Genomic DNA, 18,628 nt, shown 5'->3' on the forward strand with positions numbered 1-18,628 from the left:
CGAGGGTGATGCGGTAGCACTTTAAAACCACCCCGCCGCACGAAGGAGGCCTCGCCCGTGCCCGCCCCCGTGGTCCCGCCCGCCCGTACCAACCGCACCGCCGCCGACACCGCAACCGCCGCCGACACCGCAACCGACACCGACACCGCAACCGACACCGACTCCGCAACCGCCCGTCGGCTCTCCCCCGCCGTCGCCTGGCTGTTCTCCGTGGCGAGCGGCCTGGCCGTCGCCAACGTCTACTACGCCCAGCCGCTGCTCGACCTCATCGGCGACGACCTCGGCATCGGCCGCGCCACGGTCGGCCTGGTCGGCACCCTCACCCAGATCGGGTACGCCGTCGGCCTGGTGCTCCTCGTCCCGCTCGGCGACCACCTCGACCGCCGGCTGCTGACCACCGCCCAGCTCGGCCTCTCCGTGGTGGCGCTCGGCGCCGTGGCCGTCGCCCCCTCGGCCCCGCTGATGCTGCTCGCCATGGCGGCGGTCGGGGTGCTCGCCGTGGTGGCGCAGGTGATGGTCGCCCACGCGGCCTCGCTCGCCGACCCCGCCGACCGGGGCCGGGTGGTCGGCACCGTCACCAGCGGCATCGTGGTCGGCATCCTGCTCGCCCGGACGGTCGCCGGCACCATCGGCGACCTCGCCGGCTGGCGCGCCGTCTACGTCGTCTCCGCCGTCGCGACCGCCGCCATGGCCGTCCTCCTCGCCGCCGTCGTCCCGGCCGAGGCGCGCCGCCGGCCGGAACGGATCCGCTATCCGCGGCTGGTCGGCTCGGTCTTCACGCTGTTCGCCCGGGAGCCCGTGCTCCGGATCCGGGCCGGGCTCGCGCTGCTGATCTTCACCGCCGTCACCGTGCTGCTCACCCCGATGGTGCTGGCGCTGGCCGCCCCGCCGTTCGGGCTCAGCCACACCGTGATCGGGCTCTTCGGCCTGGCCGGCGCCGCGGGGGCGCTCGGCGCCGGGCGCGCCGGACGGCAGGCCGACCGGGGGCGGGCGCGGCGCACCCTGGCGCTCGGGCTCGCCGCGATGCTCGCCGGCTGGCCGATCGCCGCGCTGCTGCCGCACTCGGTGTGGTGGCTGGTGCTCGCCACAGTGGTGATCGACTACGGCGTGCAGTCGGTGCACGTGGTCAACCAGCACCTGCTCTACCAGGTCCGCCCCGAGGCGCAGAGCCGGATGACCGCCGGCTACATGCTGCTCTACTCCGCCGGCAGCGCCCTCGGCGCGATCCTCTCCACCGTGGCCTACGAGCGGGGCGGCTGGACGGCCGTCTGCCGGCTGGGCGGCGGCGTCAGCCTGCTCACGCTCGCCTTCTGGTGGGTCACCGACCGCAGTGCCTCCGCACACGGCGCCGATGACCGGGACGCGGCCGGGAGCACCGTCAGCCCGTGACCGCCAGCTCGGCGACCACCGCGCGGTGGTCGGTGCCGCGCACCGTGTGCTCGGACACGGACACCGCGCGCAGCGCCTCCCCGTGCAGCACGTGGTCGATCTGGATCAGCGGCCACAGGCCGGAGAAGTAGGTGCCGGACTCGGGCCAGGTCGGCGCGACGCCGCGCCCGAGTTCGGCGTGGCTGTCCGTGAGGCCGGTGTCGAGCAGGTCCCGCATCGGCGTGTGGTCGAGCGTCGCGTTGAAGTCCCCCAGCAGGACGGCGTTGCGGGTGGCTCCGGTCACCGCCGCCCGCAGCCCGTCGAAGTCCTCCGCCCAGCGCCGGGCGTCACCCATCGGATAGTAGGTGTGCACGGCCGTCAGCCGGACGGTGCGTCCGCCGACCGCCACCTCGGCCGCGATCTGGTCCCGGGCCGCCTCCGGGGCCGAGGCGTCCAGCGGGGTCAGCGGCAGCCGGGAGTAGATCGCGGTGTCCCGGCCCGGCCGCGCCTCCCGGTACGGCAGCACCTCGGCGATCCCCGCCCGGTCCAGCCGGTCGGCGGCCCCGGGGCCGAACTCCTCCACCGCGAGCACGTCGACCCGCTGCTCGCGCACCAGCCGGACGAGTGCGTCCGCGTCGGCCCGGCTCAGGTAGGCGTTGCTGGTCGCGACCCGCAGCCGCGGTGCGCCGGCCGCCGGGGCGCCACCGCCGTCCGGGACCAGCCTCGGTACCAGCCAGACGAGTTGCACCGCCACCAGGACTCCGGCCACCGCGGCCGGCCACCACGAACGCAGGGCCAGCAGCACGCCGAGCGCGACCAGACCGGCGAGCGCCGCGTACGGCAGCCCGACCACGGCCATCGCGAGCCATGTCCCGTCGTCCCACCCGCCGAGGCGGACCGCCGTCAGCGCGGCCTCCACGGCCGCCACGACCCCGCAGGCCCCCACCAACACCCGCCGCAGCCACAGCCGCCGGCCCGCCCGCGCCACCCGATCTCCCTCGTCCGCCACTCCGGCCCCGCGCCCGCCCTCCGGTCCCAAGACGCCCCGACCCGCGTCCCGGTTCCCCCGCACGGACGAGGGCGCCGCGCCCGGGGCGGCTTCCGCCGGTCCCGGGCACGGCGCGGTGCATCGGGCGAGGGCCGGACCGATCCGGTCGTTGAGGACCACCCGGTGCCGGCCGGGGTCCGTGCCGTCGCACGTCACCGTCGCCGCCCGGGCCCGGGTGCAGGGACATCGGCAGCACCGATCACCGCCGAACTGCTGGAGCCGGGCTGCGCGTTCGTCCGAACGGGCCGTACCGGCCGGCCGTCGCACCTCAGTCCACGCAGGGGATGCCACCCGCCTTGACCGCCGGGCCCTGCATGGGCAGGTCGGGGGTCGGGTCGTCGGTCGGCGCGGCCGTACCGGCGGAGCTGGACGGCGCGGGCGTGCGGGCGGCGGCGAGGGTGACGACCACGTGGCCGGACGGGACCGCGGAGGAGGCGGTGGCGGTGGCGCCGTAGCGGGCCGCGACCTGCTCGGCGTCGGCCTTGGCACCCGTGCCGTAGGCGACCGTCGTCGCCTTCGCCCGCCCGGCGGCGGCCGTCTCGGTCGCCTTGCCCGCCGGGTAGCCGAGTTCGGCCAGCGCCTTGGACTCCGCGGCGGCCGCCTCGGCGCTCGCGCCGTGGACGTCCACGACGGCCCGCGCCTTGCTCGGTGCGGCGGACGGCGCGGCGGCGGACGGCCCGGTGGTGGCAGGCGCGGCGGCGGACGGCTCGGCCGCTGCGGTGGACGCCGCCGCGTCGGGTGCGGCCGGCGGCGGCTCGTGCCCGAACACCTGCTTCACGATGCGCTTGATCTGGTCCGGGTCGACCGTGTTGACCTCCTGGCCGCCGATCGTCTTGAACCCGGTGATCGGCAGCGTGTTGAACTCGACGTTGCCGCCGGTCAGGTTGGGCGCCTGCTGGGCGAAGTCGAGCACGTTCCACTGGTCATCGATCACCACGTCCTTCTTCACCACGTCGAACAGCCGCTGGAGCTGGCCGAAGTCGCTGACCACGCCCTGCTGCTTGAGCTTGTACACGACCGAGGAGATGAAGGCCTGCTGGCGGTGGGTCCGGTCCAGGTCGCCGTTCTTCAGGTGGTGGCGCTGGCGGACGAAGGACAGCGCCTGCCGGGCGTCGAGCGAGCTGACGCCCGCCGGGAGCTTGAGCCCGGTGCCGCCGCCCTCGTGGGTCGCCGTCCGGGCCACGATCGGATCGTCGACCGGGTTGTTGAGGCAGACCTGGATCGGCTCGACGGCCTTGGCGATGTCGTAGAAGCCGATCAGGTTCACCTCCGCGAAGTGGTCGATCGGGATGTCCAGGAAGGCCTGCACGGTCTGCAGGGTCGCGGCCCGGCCGGCCTCGCGGCTCTGCCGCTCCAGCTCGGACTTGGACAGCCCCTTGCCGCCCAGCTTCTGCTCGGCGGCCTCCTTGGCGATCCCGTAGGCCTCCTTGATCTTGTGCATCTTCCCGTCCGCGCCGACGGTCTGCACGTAGTCGTCGCGCGGGACGGACAGCGCCGTCACCTTGCCGCCGTTGGCCGGTATGTGCAGGACGATCAGCGCGTTGGTGTTGTAGCCGCCGATCTCGCTGGAGCCGGCGTGCAGCTCGTCCTCGACGAACTCCTTGGGGAGGTCGTTGCCGTCCATGTCCTTGCGGCTGTCGAGGCCGATCAGCAGCAGGTTGACGGACTTGTCGAGGTGCGCCGGCGCGTTCTTCTTCGCCTCGGTGAGCGCGGCCGACTTGACCATGCCGCCGTCCAGTTGGCGGTACTCGTACCAGGTGAAGCCGCTGGCGCCGAGGACGGCCACCGAGACGGTGCCGGCGAGGACGCGGCCGGCGACGGTCAGCGGACTGGTGCGGGACTCAGCCACGGTGGCTCCTCCGGGTGGGGGTCGGGGTCCGGCCGGTCCGGGTCCCGCCGGTCACGGTGTCGGGCGTCGCGGAGTCGTTCTTCGCGGTGCCGTGCTTCGCGGTGCCGTCCTTCGCGGAGTCGGACGTCTCCGGTTCGCGGGTTCCGGCGGCCCGGCGGCGGTCGGCGGACCGCCGGCCCCGGCGGGCGCGCCGGTCGAGGACCACCCGCACCACGACGACCAGCAGCGCGACCGCCACCGCCCACGCCATCACCGGGAACGCGCCGACCACCCAGCGCACCGCCGCCGAGGCGAGCGCCTTGCCCTGGAGGCCCTCGCGGTCGGCGAGATAGGCGGTGCCGGCCCGGGCGGCCAGCACCACGGGCGGCGCGGCCATGACGACCCACCAGCGCCCGGCCCGGCCGCAGAGGGCCGCCGCGACGCCGGAACCGAGCACGGCGCCGGCCGCGAACAGCGCGCCGCCGCCCGACCCGGTCAGTTCACCGGCCACCGCGCCGAGCAGCGGCAGCCCGACCGCGGCGAGCAGCACCGGCAGCGCGCCGCCCGAGCGCCGGGCCCCGGCACGGCGGTCGGGCGTACGGCGGCTGCCCATGCCCCGGTCACCCGTGCCTCGGTCGCCCGCGCTTCGATCACCCGTGCGGCGATCGCGGCCGGCCGCCCGGCGCGGGGCGGCCCGGCGCTCGGCTGCCCGGCGCGGGGCCGGCACGGGGGCCGCGCCGGAACGCGGTCCGGCCTCCCGCTCCGAGGTTCTCGCTCGTTGCCCGGCCATGCCCCACACCCCTTCCGCGGTACCCGCCAGCGAACTTCTACAATGCTGTAGAACAAGCCAGGAGCATACAAACCCACCCCTGCAAAGTCATCCCGCCGGGCCCCCGCCCCGGGGAAACGCCAGCTCAAGGGCCAGGTCGTCGGCGGCTAGGATGGCCGCGAACGCGCCGGACGAACAGAAGGACCATCATGTTCGAGAACCTCAAGAACCTCGCCGACAAGGCCACCGACCTCGCCCGCGAGCACAGCGGCGCCATCACCCAGGGCCTGGACAAGGTCGCCGACGTCATCGACGACAAGACCGACGGCAAGTACAGCGGCCAGATAGACACCGCCGCCGACAAGGCCAAGGACTTCATCAACGGTCTCGACGAGTCCAAGTAACGCCGGCACCGCGCCCCGGCCCGGGCCGGTCGAACGCGGACCCGGCCGGGCCGGGCGGGGCCCGGACGAGGATCAGACGGTGGCGGCCAGGCGGGCCGACCAGCGGGCCCGCCAGGCGAGCGCGTCCGCGACACCCTCGGCGATGGTCCGGCGCGCCGTCCAGCCGAGCAGTTCGCGCGCGGCCGTCACGTCGCTGTAGCAACCGAGGACGTCGCCGGGCCGCGGCTCGGCCTCCCGGACGTCCAGCTTCGCGCCGACCGCCTGTTCGAAGGCGGTCACCAGTTCGCGCACCGTGGTGCCGCCACCGGTCCCGATGTTGACGACCCGGTAGCGCTCCTCCCCGGCGGCCCCGACCACCTCGTCGAACCGGAGCAGCGCGGCGACATGGGCCTCGGCCACGTCCTGGACGTGGACGTAGTCGCGAATGCCCGACCCGTCCCGGGTCTCCCAGGCGACCCCGGTGATGGTGAACGGCGTGCCGTCGGTGTGCGCCTCGATCAACTTGCCCAGCGCGTGGGTCGGCCGGAGGTCCTGCAGCCCGGTGCGCAGCTGCGGGTCGGCGCCGATCGGATTGAAGTACCTCAGCGCGATGACCCGCGTCCCGTCGGCCCCGTCACCGCGCGTCCAGTCCTGGAGCACCTGCTCCATCATCTGCTTGGTGCGCGCGTAGGGGCTGTTCGCCTCGACCGGGCAGGACTCGTCGACCCGGCCGGTCGGCGTGGGCCGGTAGATCGAGGCGGAACTGCTGAAGACCACCCGGGTGCAGCCGTTGCGCTGGAGCGACTCCAGCAGGTCGACGGTCTTGCCGACGTTCTCGCGGTAGTAGAACAACGGCCGGGAGACCGATTCGGGGACGACGATCCGCGCGGCGCAGTGCAGGGCGGCGTCGATGTCGGGGTGTTCGGCGAAGATCCGGTCGACCAGCTCCGGATCCGCGATGTCCCCCTGGTAGAACTCCCGGCCCTCGACGAACTCGGCCCGGCCCCGGGAGAGGTCGTCGAGGACGACCGGGGTGATGCCCGCGTCCAGCAGGGCGGACGCCACGGTGCTGCCGATGTAGCCGGCTCCGCCGGTGATCAGTACCTTGCGCACGACAGGACGCTCCTTGCCTCGGGCGGGCGCCCGGTGGCGCCCGTGGGGGTGGGGACGCCGGGTTCGCATGCGACGGTTCCCGGCCTTCCGGAGAACGCCCGTTCGGGATCAGTACGGCGGCTCGACGGCGGGACCGGTGGCGCGCGCCGGGCGTGCGCGCCCCCATGGGGGCGCACGCCCACCCCGACGGGGGCGCGCGCCGGACGATGCGGCTACCGAGCGCGGGGCGGACAATCCGCAGCAGCGCCGGGCAGGGAAGCGGCCCGACGGCCACCGCGCACAAAGCGGCGCCGGGGAGCGTACTCGGGGGGTGTACGCTCCCCGGCAGGGGGTGGTGGCGGCCACCGCACCGGTCGTCCGGGGGTCCGGACACCGGTTGCCGTGACCGGAATGCTAGACCTGCGCGCAGGTCGTGACCAGAGCTCTGACCAGCCAAATTCCCGTCCAGGACATGCCACTTGACCCCCAGGAACCGCTCCGGCCCCGCCCGGCCCGACGGTCCGTCGACCATCGGGCGGAGGCCCGTCCGTCCCGCACCGGGCGACGGAGCGCCGATGCACGACGAGCGCCCGGCCGCCCCCGGCACGCCTCCCCACGCGCCCTTGAGCCCCCGGGTGCCCCCCGGAACCGGCTCGCGCGGAGCGGCCGGATCCGGACGGTCGGCGGAAGCACCGTCCGTCACACCCCGCCCGCCTGCGCCCCGTTCGCCCGGGCTCCGCTCAGGCTCAGGCCGCGACGTCGAGCCGCTGGACCGCGAGGCGGGGGGCGCCGTGCCGGTGCAGCCCGGCGAGGCCCGCGGCGAGCCGCCCCGGATCCCCGGTCAGCCAGAACCCCAGTGCGGCGGCCAGCGCCGCGCTCGCCGGACCGATCCGCAGCCCGCTGACGGCGGCGATCCGCTCACCGACCAGCGGGAGCAGGTCCGCGACCGGGGCCGGCAGCCAGAGGGTCACCGCGCACGGGGCGGGCCGGGCCAGCACGCGCAGCAGCCGCGAGACGCCCGGGTCCCCGGCGACGGCGGGCAGCACCCGCCCGGCCGGCGGCACGGGCAGCACAGGCAGGACGTGCAGGCCGGGGATGACGTCCAGCAGACCGTCCACGACCACGTCCGACACGTCGGTGCCGTGGCCGCGCGCGAGTGCGCGCAGCAGGGCCCGCTCGGCGGCCGTGATCCTGACGGTCAGCATGACTTCTTCGCAGTCCATGGTCCCAGTTCCCGTCGAGAGCGTGAGGGTGTGCTCGTCCGTTGTCGGTCGTGTACCGGTCAGCCCGTGCCGATCATTACCTGCCCGTCAGTGGGCTCCCGCTATCGGCGTGATCAAGCCATAGTGGCCGTCGTAGCGGCGGTAGAGCACCCGGCCGCGGCCGTCGCCGGGATCGGCATGGAAGACGAACGGCCAGCAGGTGAGCCAGAGTTGGCGGGCGGCCTCGGCCGGATCCAGCCGCGGCGCCGGGTTCGGGCTCTCGGTGAGCGACGGCCCCCGGCTGCCCGGCCGGGCCGTGGAGTGCGCCCGGACCAGCCGGAACCCGCCGTCGCCGGGCCTGCGGTGGACCAGGCTGTCCTGGCCGGTCAGCGCGTCCGAGAAGAGGTGGAAGCGGTAGTCCAGCGCCAGCATCTCGCGGACCGCCTGCTCGGGCGTGCGGCGGGCCAGTCGCACGGACTTGTGCCGGACGATCCGCCGGTCGGCGAGCGCACGCGCCGCGTACTGCGGCCGCCAGGAGCTCTCGTACGCCGAGGCGAGCCCTATGTCGCCCAGCTCGCGCAGCCGCGCGGCGCGCCCGGCGAGCGTGCCGAGCGCCAGGTCGACCGCCTCGCGCACCGCCACGGTGGCCAGTTCCACCCGCACCCGTCCGGCGCCCTCCAGGTCCACCGAGGCCTGCGCGACGGCGGGCCTGGTCACCGACCGGTCGCGCGGCCGGGTGAGCCGCAGCCGTGCGGCGTGCGCGTCCGGCCCGAGGTCCGTGATCAGCGCCAGCGACCGGGCCCGGGCGTACTCGGCGTCCTCCCGGGGCAGTTCGCCCCGGATCTCCACACGGACGTCGAGGGCTGGCCGGTGGCGCAGACGGGTCATCAGAGGGTCCTCCTTCGTTCTGCACCATGCTGGACCGGTGCGCACCGTCCCGCCGAGGGCCGAAAGGCCCTGCCCGCCAGGCAGGACGGCCCGGTCGGACAGCCGTGCCGGCCTTCGAGCGGGCACGCGGACCGGCACCCGCTCCGGCCTCCGCGCCAGCACCCGCGAGGGGTGGCGTGCGGGGTGGCGCGACCGGATCCGCGGACCGCGCCCGACGGCGCGCCCTCATCGGGACACGCCGCGCACACCTTGAGGACACTCCACCGATGGAGTGATCCATCCGGGTCCGGCGCAACGCTCGCGGTACCGGCGCGTTTCCCATGGCGTGCGCCCTCTGTCCGTGGCGCGCGCGGGGGTCTGCGTCAACAGGCTTCCGAATCCCGGCTGTCGCGGCGGCGGAGCCGGTGGTACCGCAGCAGCGCCGGGCCGGTCGACCGGTCCGACACCCGGCCGGACACACCGGTCCGTCCCACCGGTCCGTCCCCCCGGTCCATCTGGTGAGAGGTGATGTCATGATCCTGACGAATGAGACCCGCAGACCGCCTGCCCCGCCCAGAACCCCCCCGGCGGAGAGCCGCGCGGCCGTCCCCCCGCTCGCCCCCGGCGCCGTGCCCGGCCTCGGCCACGCCCCCGCGCTGCTGCGCGACCCGCTCGGCTTCCTCGGCTCGCTCTCCCGGCACGGCGAGGTGGTCCGGATCCGGCTCGGGCCACGCACGGTCTGCGTGGTCACCGATGCCGCCCTGGTGCACACCCTGCTGGTGGCACTCGCCCACGACTGCCCGCGCGGCGCCGTCCAGGACACCCTCAAGACCGCCTTCGGCGACGGCCTGCTGATGTCCGAGGGCCGCGCCCACCGCGACCGCCGCCGGATCATCCAGCCCGCCTTCGGGGCGGACCGGATGGCCGAGTACGTCGCCGTGATGCACCGGGTCACCGAGGAGCGGGCCGGGCGCTGGCGCCCCGGCGAGGTGCTCGACGTGGGCAAGGAGATGAACCACCTCGCACTGGAGATCGTCACCCGGGCGCTGTTCGACGCCCGGCTGAGCGAGGACGCCACGCTCGCCTTCCACCGGGCCCTGCCCGACATGGTGAAGGGCCAGATCGTCCAGTCGCTCTACCCCCACCGGTCCTTCGCGCGGCTGCCGCTGCCGGTCAACCGGCGTTTCGACGCGGCCGTGCGGGTGCTCAACCAGGTCGTCGACCAGGCGGTCAACGGCACCGCACCCGGCGACCCGTTCGAGAACGCCTTCGAGAGCGCGTTCGGCACCGCGCCGGACGGCGGCTGCCCGGTGACCGGCCCGGGCAGCCGGCGCGGCGCCTCGCTGCCCGCGCTGCTGCGGGCCGCCGTCGACCCCGCGACCGGCCGGCCGCTCACCGAGGCGGACGTCCGCTCCGAGGCGATCACCATGTTCGGCGCCGGCACCGAGACCGTCTCCACCACGCTCACCTGGCTGATCGACGAGCTGATCCGGCACCCCCGGGTCGAGGCCCGCGTGCTGGCCGAGCTGGACGAGCACCTCCCGGCCGGCACCGTGCCCACGCCCGAGGCACTCGCCCGCCTCACCTACACCCGCGCGGTCACCCAGGAGGTCGTCCGGCTGCACGCGCCGAACGCCTTCCTGATGCGCACCGCGCGCGAACCGGTCGAGCTGGGCCGGTACCGCATCCCGGCCGGCACCGAGCTGCTCTACAGCCTCACCGCGATCCACCGCGACCCCGCGCTGTACCCGGAGCCGCTCCGCTTCCACCCCGGCCGCTGGTACGGCGACGGCCGGGCGACGGGCGCGGCCGGCGGCGGGGGCGCGGTCCGGCAGGCGTTCCTGCCGTTCGGGGCCGGCAAGCACAAGTGCATCGGCGAGGCCTTCGCGTGGGCCGAGCTGACCGTGGCCGCCGCCGCCATCCTGCGCCGCTGGCGCCCGACGGCCGTCGCCGGTGCGCGGGCCCGCGAGGTGGTGTGGACGACCGTCCAGGCCCAGGGCCTGCGGGTGCGGCTCACCCCGCGCGGCGGACGCGCGCCGCACGCCTCCGGCCTGCGCCGCACGCCGTCGGCGGGCCTCGACGACACGCCCGCCCAAAGGATCCCGATCATCGGTCCCCGCCGGCCCGACTCCGCCCCGCGCCGGTCCGACTCCGCCCCGCGCGGTCCGCACGGCTCACAAGGCGCGGACGGCCCGCGACCGGGCGAGGGGTGTCCGGTGGCCGCCGCCGGTCCGGCGGCCCCCGGCGGAGCGGCCGTCCCGGTCGAACCGCTGCGGCCCCCGGGCTCGGCGGGGCCCCGACGCCCGGCCGTGCTCCCCGCCCAGTCCTCGCTCGCCACCCGCCGGTCCGCGGCCGCGGACCGCGCGCACGTGAGGGCGCCGCAGACCGCCGCCCGGCCGGCCGAGCGCAGCGCCGCACGCACCGGTTCCCCCCGTGCCGGCGGCGCCACCCGAAGCATCACGGCCCTCCCCGCGCGCCCGGCCACCTACCTGGGCCCGCTCACCACCCTCGTGCCGGTCACCACACTGGGACCACCCGCGATCGTCCGGCAGATCACCACGGCCGGGCGGCTCGCCGCCGCCCCCCGGCCCGAGGCGCGGCCCTTCCCGGCCACGCCCCCGGCCGCCCGGCGCGCGCCCCACGCGCTGCGCCCGCAGGACGAGCCGCGCGCGCCGGGCGAACTGCACGCCGCCGAGGCCCGGCACAGCGCATGGGCGCTCGCCCACGGCCTGCTCGCCCCGGAGGACCTCGCCCGCTACCACACCTACGCGCTGCCCGAGCTGATCGGCCACTCGTACCCCCGCGCCCGCGACACCGAGCTGGACCTGCTGATCGACATCCTCGGCTGGTTCACCATCCTCGACGACCGCTTCGACGGCCCGCCCGGCCGCGACCCCGTCGAGGCCCGTGCGATCGTCGAGCCCCTGCTCGCCGTCCTCGCCGGGCGGCCCGTCCCCACGGGCACCTCCCAACCCCACCTGCTCGACGCCTGGCGGGAGTTGTGGCAGCGCCAGAGCGCCCCCATGCCGCCCGGCTGGCGGCGGCGCGCCGCCACCGAGTGGCGCTCGTGCCTGGAGACCTTCCTCGCCGAGACCGCCCACCGGGCCGCCCGCACCCAGCCCGACCTCGCCGAGACGGTGCGGCTGCGCCGCCATGCGAGCTGCCTCTACCCGTTCATGGACATACTGGAGCACGTCCACGGCGGCGAGGCACCGGCCGGACTGCACGCGGACCCCGCGCTGCACCGCCTGCGCGCGAACACCGCCGACGCGGCGACGCTGATCAACGACCTCTACTCGGCGGACCGCGAGGAACGCCAGAACGTCGCGGCCTTCAACACCGTGCTCACCCTGCAACGGATCCGCGGCTGCACCCGCAGCCGGGCCGCCCGCGCGGTCGGGGCCCGGATCGACCGGCTGACGGCGCAGAGCGAGGAGCTGCGCCGCAGTCTGCAGGTGCGGCACCCGGCGGGCCGGTGGTACCTCGACGGCACCCGGGAACTGGTCGAGGGCGTCTACGCCTGGACCAGCACCAGCCGCCGCTACACCGGGGAGGACACCGCGCACTGATCCCGGTCGGCGGCCGTCCGACCGCACCGGACCGGTCCCGGCCGCCACCCGGCCGGGACCGCCCGGAAGGGCTCGGGTCGGCCCGGCCGCACCCAGGGTGTCCCGGTCACTTCCGGCCGCCGAGGGCGAACAGCAGCAGCACGAACCCCGCGAACAGGTGGGTGGCGAAGATGTAGATGCCCGCCCGGATCAGCATGGCCTTGCGCCGTGCCTTCTCCTCCCGGGTGGCGCTGTCCTCCCGCCCGCGCTCGCCGGTGTTCTCACTCATGGCCGGGCACTCCTTCGCTCGACGGGCCGGTCATCGGTTGCCCGCGGGCGAGGCCCCGGCCTGCGGCGCGCGCAGCTCGGTGAGCAGCGTGCCCTGGTCGGTGATCAGCTCGGTCAGGATCCGCCGCGCGGCGCGCAGCAGTTCGGCGACGTCCGGCGTGCTCAGGGCGTAGACGACGGTGTTGCCCTCGCGGGTCGCCGTGACCAGCTGGGTGCGGCGCAGCACCGCGAGCTGCTGGGAGAGGTTCGAGGGCTCGATCTCGATCGCGGCCAGCAGTTCGCGCACCGGGCGCGGTCCGTCCTGGAGCAGCTCCAGGACGCGGATGCGCACCGGGTGCCCGAGCGTGCGGAAGAACTCCGCCTTCGCCTGGTACAGCGGGACCGGCATCGTCCGTCACTCCCTGCTCGTCGCCGGATGGGGTCCGGACGGGCCGTGGATCGGCCTGTTCGGCGGGAAGCATCATCGTTGCAGGTGAAGATTTCTTCAAGTCGTCACGGTCGGCCGGCCGCGCGGGAGGGAAGGAACGGGCGGAAACAGGACGGGCCCGGGGTGACTCGCACCCCGGGCCCGCCCACCCCCGTCAGTCCGCTAGGACCGCGTCATCAGCCGGGCACCACGACGTCGATGGTCACCGGAGCCGGGGACCACGGGAAGGTGGCGGCGCTGAAGCTGCCGTGCACGGTCGAGCCGGCCGGCACGGTGCCGCTCACGCCGGGAACCTTGACGGTGCTGCCGGCGAAGTGGGCCGGGCCGCTGACGGTGCCGAGCGAGGCGCCGCCGACGACGTTGCCGGAGATGCTGGTGATCAGGTCGACGCTCGGCGGCCACGGGGTGCCCGGGCTCGGCGGGCCGGCCAGGCTGATCTCGCCGTACAGCTGGACGCTGTCGCCGGTGATCTCCGCGCACACCCGGGTCGACAGGCCGGCCTGCAGGCCGGAGGCGCCGCAGGTCACGGTGGTGCCGGTGGTGGTGGTCTGGGCCGCGTTCGCCTGGGCCGGGACGGCCAGCAGGGCCGCCGCGCCGGCGATGCCGGCCGCGGTCAGGGTGAGTCGGTTCATCCGCATGATTCCGCTCCTCCGCTTTCTTCTCTTCGTTCTCATGGGCATCTCAGTGCCACATGTGACATGTCACATGTGGCATGTCGAAACTCTGACAGATGAATCGCATGCCGAAAAGGACCAAGATCCAAACAGTTGATGATCAGACTGGAAACTGGCCTTGGATGGCGTGATCAAGGCCTTGACCAGTGCCGATGCCTCCCGCTACTCCCCGAGGGGCAGCCGGTCCACCCCCAGCCACCGGGCGTTCTCGATCGCCATGTCCATGAACGCGAGCGCGTCGGCCCGCCGGACGAACGGGTTCGGGTAGAGCGAGCGCCCCCGCCCGCCGGCGCGGATCCGCAGGCACTCGTCCACGATCCGGTGCCACCGCTCGTCGAACACCGCCCGGGCGTACTCGCCGGCGCCGCGCTTGGAGGCGATCCGCCCGGTGGCCAGCGTGTAGTGCAGCCGGCTCACCCCGAGCACGCCCCAGACCGGCCCCGACCCGTTCAGGCAGGCCAGCCCCGGGCGCGACGCCAACCGGGACGAGCGCCGCCACCACGGGCGCCAGTACTCCTCCAGGTTGGCGACCGTCCAGCCGGCCAGCTCCTCCGGATTGGTGTCGATCATCAGTTCCTGGGCCCGCGGCCCGCACAGCGTGACGCCGTGCCGCGCCAGCGTGTGCCAGAGCACCGGCGTGCGGTCCGAGGCGACCCGGTGCCGGACCGTCCCCCCGAACACGTGCGGACCCGGTGGCGCCTGCGCGGGCGGGCCCGCCAGCTCGTCCCAGGTGAGGTAGGGCCCGTCGAAGGCGGGGCGCGGATAGCGCACCGCGAGCAGGGCGTGCGCGCGTTCCAGCCCGCCGAGCTGCTCCGCCGTGACCGGATCCGCGGTCACGGCCACGAAGTCGATGTCGCTCCGTGCCGGGTGGAAGTCGTCCAGGGCCGTCGAACCGACCACGTACAGGCCCTCGACCAGCCCGGGCGAGGCGGCGTCGGCCAGGGCCAGGTAGGCATCGGCGATCTCGTGTACGAGAGGGTGCACAGTCACGGCGGAAAGCCTGCCATCAGGATGACCCTCCGTGTCCGCTCGTTTCCGCTGAGGATCGGCGCGTGTTGATCGCTCGTGCACCCTCTTCGCGCCACCCTCGCCCCTTTTCGCGCCACCCCCGCGCCACCTTCGGCCTCCCTCCGCCCCCTCGGGGACCTCCGGAACCCTCCGGCCGGTCGGGTCCGGCCCGTTCGCGGACCGGCTCGGCGCGATTCCGGTCCACTGCCGTGGCATGCGTGATCGCGGGTGACCGCGCGCCGCGGGAGGCCGAGCGCTCCAAGGGGCCGCGGACCGTCCGTCAGGAGCCGGCCAGCGAGGCGCGGAGGGCGTCGACCCGGTGGACGGCCTCGGTGAACCCGGCTTCGTCGAGCCGGCCGCTGTCGAGGGCGGCGGCGAGGGCCGCGACGGCGGCGTCGCCCTGCCCGACCTCGCGGCCGGAGCAGAGCAGGAGGTCCATCCCGGCGTCGGCGGCGGCGACCGCCCGCTCGCCGGCGTCACCGAAGGAGGCGAGCGCGCCGGCCTCCAGGGCGTCGGTGATGGTCACCCCGCGGAAGCCGAGCCGCTCGCGCAGCTCGCCGTGGACGACGGCGCGCGACAGGCCGGCCGGGCGGTAGGCGTCCAGGGCCGGGTAGACCGCCCAGGAGGCCATCACCAGCCGGACCCCGGCGGCGATGGCGGCGCGGTACGGCTCCTCGCCGCGCGCCCGCAGGTCCGCGAGCGGGACGGGGAGGACGACGGGTTCGGCATCGGTGTTCGCGCCGGCCGGGGCGGCGCCGAGGCCCGGGAAGTGCTTGGCCGTCGCGGCCACCCCCAGGCTCTGCTGCGCGGCGAGGAAGGCGGAACCCAGTTCGGCGACCACCTCCGGCTTCTGGCTGTACGAGCGCTCGAAGTGGTCGATGAAGTCGTCGGGCGCGTCGTAGACGTCGAGCACGGGCGCGAGGTTGACGTTCAGGCCCGCCCCGCTCAGGGTGCGGGCCGCTCCGGCCCCGGCGCCGGCGGCCGCACCGGCCGGGTCGGGGGCCAGGCCGGTCTGCTTGGCGGAGAGCTCCGGGGCGCCGGGCAGCCGGCGGATCCGGCCGCCCTCCTGGTCGGTCATCAGCAGCAGCGGCGCGGCGGACGGGGCCTCGGCCGCGGCCTGCCGCAACTGGCCGACGGCCGCCTGGAGCTGGGGCAGTGAGGGGACGTTGTCCTTGAAGAAGATGACGCCGGCGGCGCGGCCCGCGCGGATGGTGCTCAGCAGTTCGGGCGGCGGGGTGGGCCCGGGGTACGAGTAGACCACCCGCCGGCCGGCGAGCTGGAGCGCATCGGTGGTGGACACGGGGATGGTCCTCTCCGTAGGGGTGGAGTGGGTCGGAACCGTCGCCGCGGGTTCGGTCCCCTCCCCGGGGGGATCCGCCGCTGCGCCCCGGACGGGCAGGGCGAGCGGGGAGAGCGGGGACAGCGGGGTGGACGAGGCGGACGGGGCCAGCGCGGAGAGCAGCAGGGCGAGCAGGGCGAGACGGATCGTTCGGCGGGATATCGGCATCCGGCCTCCCTCGGTCGGTCGGGTCCGGGCGGTCCGGGGAGCGGCTCGCGTCCGGGTTCACCCGGCGCGCCCCGGCCGGGACGGCGGGGCGGCGGGGCGGCGGGGCGGCTGCGGCGCGCCCGCCGTCGGCACCCCGCGCGGTGCGCGAGGTGCCACCAGCCTCACCCGGGCAACGGTCGGCCCGCCTCCCGGAGCAGCCGTCCGAGGACGGCGACGCCCTCCTCGATCTCGCCGGGCGCGACGGCCGCGTAGCCGAGGACGAGCCCGGGCGGGTGCGGCAGGCGGGCGTGCCAGGACAGCGGTTGCACCTTGACGCCACGGGCCAGCGCCGCCGCGGCGAGCTCGGTGTCGGTGCGGCCCGCGCCGTCGGGGAAGGTGACCGTGAGGTGCAGCCCGGCCGCCGCGCCGTGCACGACGGCGCCGGGCAGATGGGCGGCGACGGCCGCGGTCATCGCGTCGCGGCGGCGCCGGTGGCGCGGGCGCAGCAGCCGCAGGTGGCGTTCCAGCGCACCGGAGTCCATCAGGTGGGCGAGGACGAGTTGCGGCAGCGCCGGGTTGCCGAGGTCGCTGAGCCGCTTGGCGTCGACCAGCAGGTCCCGGTAGCGGGCGGGGGCGAGCATCCAGCCGGTGCGCAGCGCGGGGGCGAGGAGCTTGGAGACGCTGCCGAGGTAGAGGACCTGCTCGGGGAGGACGCCGCGCAGTGCGGGCACCGGCGGGCGGTCGTAGCGGTGTTCGGCGTCGTAGTCGTCCTCGATGACGAGCCCGCCCTCGGCCGCCCACCGGAGCAGTTCGCGACGGCGGGCGCCGCCGAGCACCACGCCGGTCGGGAACTGGTGGGCGGGGGTGAGCAGGACGGCGCGGGCGCCGGTGGCGCGCAGCGCGTCGACCCGGATGCCCTCGGTGTCGACGGGGACCGGCGGGGTGGCGGTGATCCGGTGGCCGAGGTGCTGCCGGGTGCCGAGGGAGCCCGGGTCCTCGACGGCGACGACGTCGAGGCCGACCGTGCGGAGCACCTCGCCGGCCAGGGCGAGCGCCTGGGCGGCCCCGGCCACGACGAGGACGTCCTCGGGGTCGGCGCGGATGCCGCGGTTGCGGCCGAGCCAGTCGGCGACCGCGCGGCGCAGCGCGGGGGTGCCGCGCGGGTCGCCGTAGCCGAGGTCCCGGGCGGCGAGGTCGTGGAGGACGGCGCGTTCGGCGCGCAGCCAGGCGGTGCGGGGGAAGGCGGCGAGGTCCGGGACTCCGGGCGAGAGGTCGATCCGGGCGGGGGCGTTGCGCAGGGTGTCGAAGCCGGCCGGGACGAGCGGGCCGTCGAACGGCGAACCGGGCGGCGACGCGGCGACGCGGGCGGGGCCGGGTACGGGGGCGGGCACGCGGGCGGGGACGGGGGGCGGCTGGGGCGCCGAGGGGTGGGGGAACGGGTCGACCACGACGGTGCCACCCCTGCCCCGGCCCGCGATCCGGCCCTCCTCGGCGAGCCGGCGGTAGGCGTCGGTGACCACGCCGCGGGAGACCCGCAGGTCGGCGGCGAGCAGGCGGGTGGCGGGCAGGCGGCTGCCCGCCGGCAGCCGGCCGTCGGCGATCGCCTGCCGCAGCCGGCGGGCCAGCCAGTCGGCGAGTCCGCCGGCCGCAGCCTCGCGGGGGTCGAGCTGGAGGAAGTCGGCACCGGCCGTTGTGGACCTGTCGACCGGCCATTCATTGGACCTGGGCACGGGTCCATTATTTCGGGAGGGTGGAGGCATGACCACGAGCACCCCGCAGTCCGCCGCGCTCCGCCCCGAGCCGGCCGCCGACGCCGCCCCCGCTGCCGCCGCCGACACCGGCTACGTCCACGGCTACTCCCCCACCGAGGCCCGGCGCCTCGGCGAGCAGGCCGACACCCTGGCCGCCCTGCTGCACGCCGGCACCTCCTACCCGGCGGGCAGCCGGGTCCTGGAGGTCGGGTGCGGCGTCGGCGCGCAGACGGTGCACCTGCTGACCGCCAACCCCGGCGTGCTGCTGACCGCCGCCGACGTCTCGGCGGACTCGCTCGCCCGGGCCCGGGACCGGGTCGCCGGGCAGCTGCCCGGCGCGGACGTCCGCTGGCACTGCGGCGATCTGCACCGGTTGCCCTTCCCCGACGGCTCCTTCGACCACCTCTTCGTCTGCTTCGTCCTGGAACACCTCGCCGACCCGGCGGCGGCGCTGGCCGCGCTGCGCCGGCTGCTACGGCCCGGCGGCACCGTCACCGTGATCGAGGGCGACCACGGCTCGGCGTTCTTCCACCCGCGCGGCGCGGCGGCGCAGCGCGTCGTCGACCACCTGGTCCGGCTCCAGGCGGACGGCGGCGGGGACGCCCTGATCGGGCGCCGGCTGTACCCGCTGCTCACCGGCGCCGGGTTCCGGGACGTCGCGGTGGGACCGCGCACGGTGTACGCGGACGGCGCCCGGCCGGCGCTGGTCGAGGGGTTCACCCGGCGCACCTTCGTGGCGATGGTCGAGGCGGTGCGGGGCGAGGCGGTCGAGGCCGGGCTCAGCACGGCGGAGGCGTTCGACCGGGGCGTCGCGGAGCTGCGCCGCGCGGCGGAGCCGAACGGGACCTTCCACTACACCTTCTTCAAGGCGGTCGCGGTCAACCCCTGA

At 75.7% G+C, this 18,628-nt stretch carries 16 protein-coding genes; 4 read left to right on the forward strand and 12 right to left on the reverse strand.

The features are described from left to right. Positions 1–57 precede the first annotated feature (57 nt). Positions 58–1,389 (forward strand): MFS transporter, encoded by a 1,332-nt coding sequence (locus tag ABZW10_RS20345; protein WP_355367506.1) that lies wholly within the window; start codon positions 58–60, stop codon positions 1,387–1,389. Here the strand turns inward: ABZW10_RS20345 and ABZW10_RS20350 are convergent. From ABZW10_RS20350 to ABZW10_RS20360, 3 genes are all read right to left on the reverse strand, one after another. After that, on the reverse strand, positions 1,379–2,356 hold the full coding sequence (locus ABZW10_RS20350; RefSeq protein WP_355367509.1) for an endonuclease/exonuclease/phosphatase family protein: 978 nt from the start codon (positions 2,354–2,356) through the stop codon (positions 1,379–1,381). The two genes, ABZW10_RS20345 and ABZW10_RS20350, sit on opposite strands and share 11 nt — an antisense overlap. Before the next feature lie 328 nt (positions 2,357–2,684). Next, complete coding sequence (locus tag ABZW10_RS20355; RefSeq protein ID WP_355367512.1) at positions 2,685–4,265, reverse strand: LCP family protein; 1,581 nt, start codon at positions 4,263–4,265, stop codon at positions 2,685–2,687. Beyond that, positions 4,258–4,857: a DUF6542 domain-containing protein gene (locus tag ABZW10_RS20360; protein WP_355367515.1), complete on the reverse strand. Its 600-nt coding sequence runs from the start codon at positions 4,855–4,857 to the stop codon at positions 4,258–4,260. The genes ABZW10_RS20355 and ABZW10_RS20360 overlap by 8 nt, the downstream gene beginning before the upstream one ends. Positions 4,858–5,222: 365 nt before the next feature. Here ABZW10_RS20360 and ABZW10_RS20365 point away from each other — a divergent pair, with 365 nt between their 5' ends. Then, entirely contained in the window at positions 5,223–5,417 is a 195-nt protein-coding gene (locus tag ABZW10_RS20365; RefSeq protein ID WP_355367518.1) for an antitoxin, read from the forward strand. Between the two features lie 72 nt (positions 5,418–5,489). On the opposite strand, the gene galE is transcribed toward ABZW10_RS20365, so the two are convergent. The 3 genes from galE to ABZW10_RS20380 form a co-directional block, all read right to left on the reverse strand. Beyond that, the gene (gene galE / locus ABZW10_RS20370; RefSeq protein WP_355367521.1) at positions 5,490–6,509 is read right to left on the reverse strand and encodes a UDP-glucose 4-epimerase GalE; all 1,020 of its coding nucleotides are present in this window, start codon (positions 6,507–6,509) and stop codon (positions 5,490–5,492) included. A gap of 725 nt (positions 6,510–7,234) precedes the next feature. Then, positions 7,235–7,711, reverse strand: coding sequence for a hypothetical protein (locus tag ABZW10_RS20375; protein ID WP_355367524.1), 477 nt, complete (start codon positions 7,709–7,711; stop codon positions 7,235–7,237). An 87-nt stretch (positions 7,712–7,798) separates the two neighbouring features. Beyond that, positions 7,799–8,578: a sigma 54 modulation/S30EA ribosomal C-terminal domain-containing protein gene (locus ABZW10_RS20380; RefSeq protein WP_355367527.1), complete on the reverse strand. Its 780-nt coding sequence runs from the start codon at positions 8,576–8,578 to the stop codon at positions 7,799–7,801. Positions 8,579–9,090: 512 nt separating this feature from the next. On the opposite strand from ABZW10_RS20380, the gene ABZW10_RS20385 reads away from it, so the two are divergent. Continuing rightward, positions 9,091–12,126 carry a cytochrome P450 gene (locus ABZW10_RS20385; protein WP_355367530.1) on the forward strand — a complete coding sequence of 1,012 codons (3,036 nt, stop codon included), beginning with the start codon at positions 9,091–9,093 and terminating at the stop codon, positions 12,124–12,126. 106 nt (positions 12,127–12,232) lie between these two features. Here ABZW10_RS20385 and ABZW10_RS20390 read toward each other — a convergent pair whose 3' ends face one another. The 6 genes from ABZW10_RS20390 to ABZW10_RS20415 all read right to left on the reverse strand — a co-directional run bounded on the left by ABZW10_RS20390 (position 12,233) and on the right by ABZW10_RS20415 (position 17,718). Next, a complete protein-coding gene (locus ABZW10_RS20390) occupies positions 12,233–12,394 on the reverse strand; it encodes a DUF6126 family protein (protein ID WP_355367533.1) in 162 nt (53 codons plus the stop codon). Positions 12,395–12,424: 30 nt separating this feature from the next. Then, positions 12,425–12,781: a metalloregulator ArsR/SmtB family transcription factor gene (locus ABZW10_RS20395; protein ID WP_355367536.1), complete on the reverse strand. Its 357-nt coding sequence runs from the start codon at positions 12,779–12,781 to the stop codon at positions 12,425–12,427. A gap of 215 nt (positions 12,782–12,996) precedes the next feature. Then, positions 12,997–13,458 carry a hypothetical protein gene (locus ABZW10_RS20400; protein WP_355367538.1) on the reverse strand — a complete coding sequence of 154 codons (462 nt, stop codon included), beginning with the start codon at positions 13,456–13,458 and terminating at the stop codon, positions 12,997–12,999. Positions 13,459–13,656: 198 nt separating this feature from the next. Then, positions 13,657–14,484 carry an aminoglycoside adenylyltransferase domain-containing protein gene (locus tag ABZW10_RS20405; protein ID WP_355367541.1) on the reverse strand — a complete coding sequence of 276 codons (828 nt, stop codon included), beginning with the start codon at positions 14,482–14,484 and terminating at the stop codon, positions 13,657–13,659. A 298-nt stretch (positions 14,485–14,782) separates the two neighbouring features. Further along, positions 14,783–16,009, reverse strand: coding sequence for a glycoside hydrolase family 3 N-terminal domain-containing protein (locus tag ABZW10_RS20410; protein WP_355367544.1), 1,227 nt, complete (start codon positions 16,007–16,009; stop codon positions 14,783–14,785). Positions 16,010–16,170: 161 nt separating this feature from the next. Continuing rightward, entirely contained in the window at positions 16,171–17,718 is a 1,548-nt protein-coding gene (locus ABZW10_RS20415) for a PLP-dependent aminotransferase family protein (RefSeq protein WP_355367547.1), read from the reverse strand. A gap of 28 nt (positions 17,719–17,746) precedes the next feature. Between ABZW10_RS20415 and ABZW10_RS20420 the strand changes: the two genes are divergently transcribed. Then, positions 17,747–18,628, forward strand: coding sequence for a methyltransferase domain-containing protein (locus tag ABZW10_RS20420; RefSeq protein WP_355367550.1), 882 nt, complete (start codon positions 17,747–17,749; stop codon positions 18,626–18,628).

It is taken from the genome of Kitasatospora sp. NPDC004723 (assembly GCF_040609255.1).
Classification (GTDB): Bacteria; Actinomycetota; Actinomycetes; order Streptomycetales; family Streptomycetaceae; genus Kitasatospora.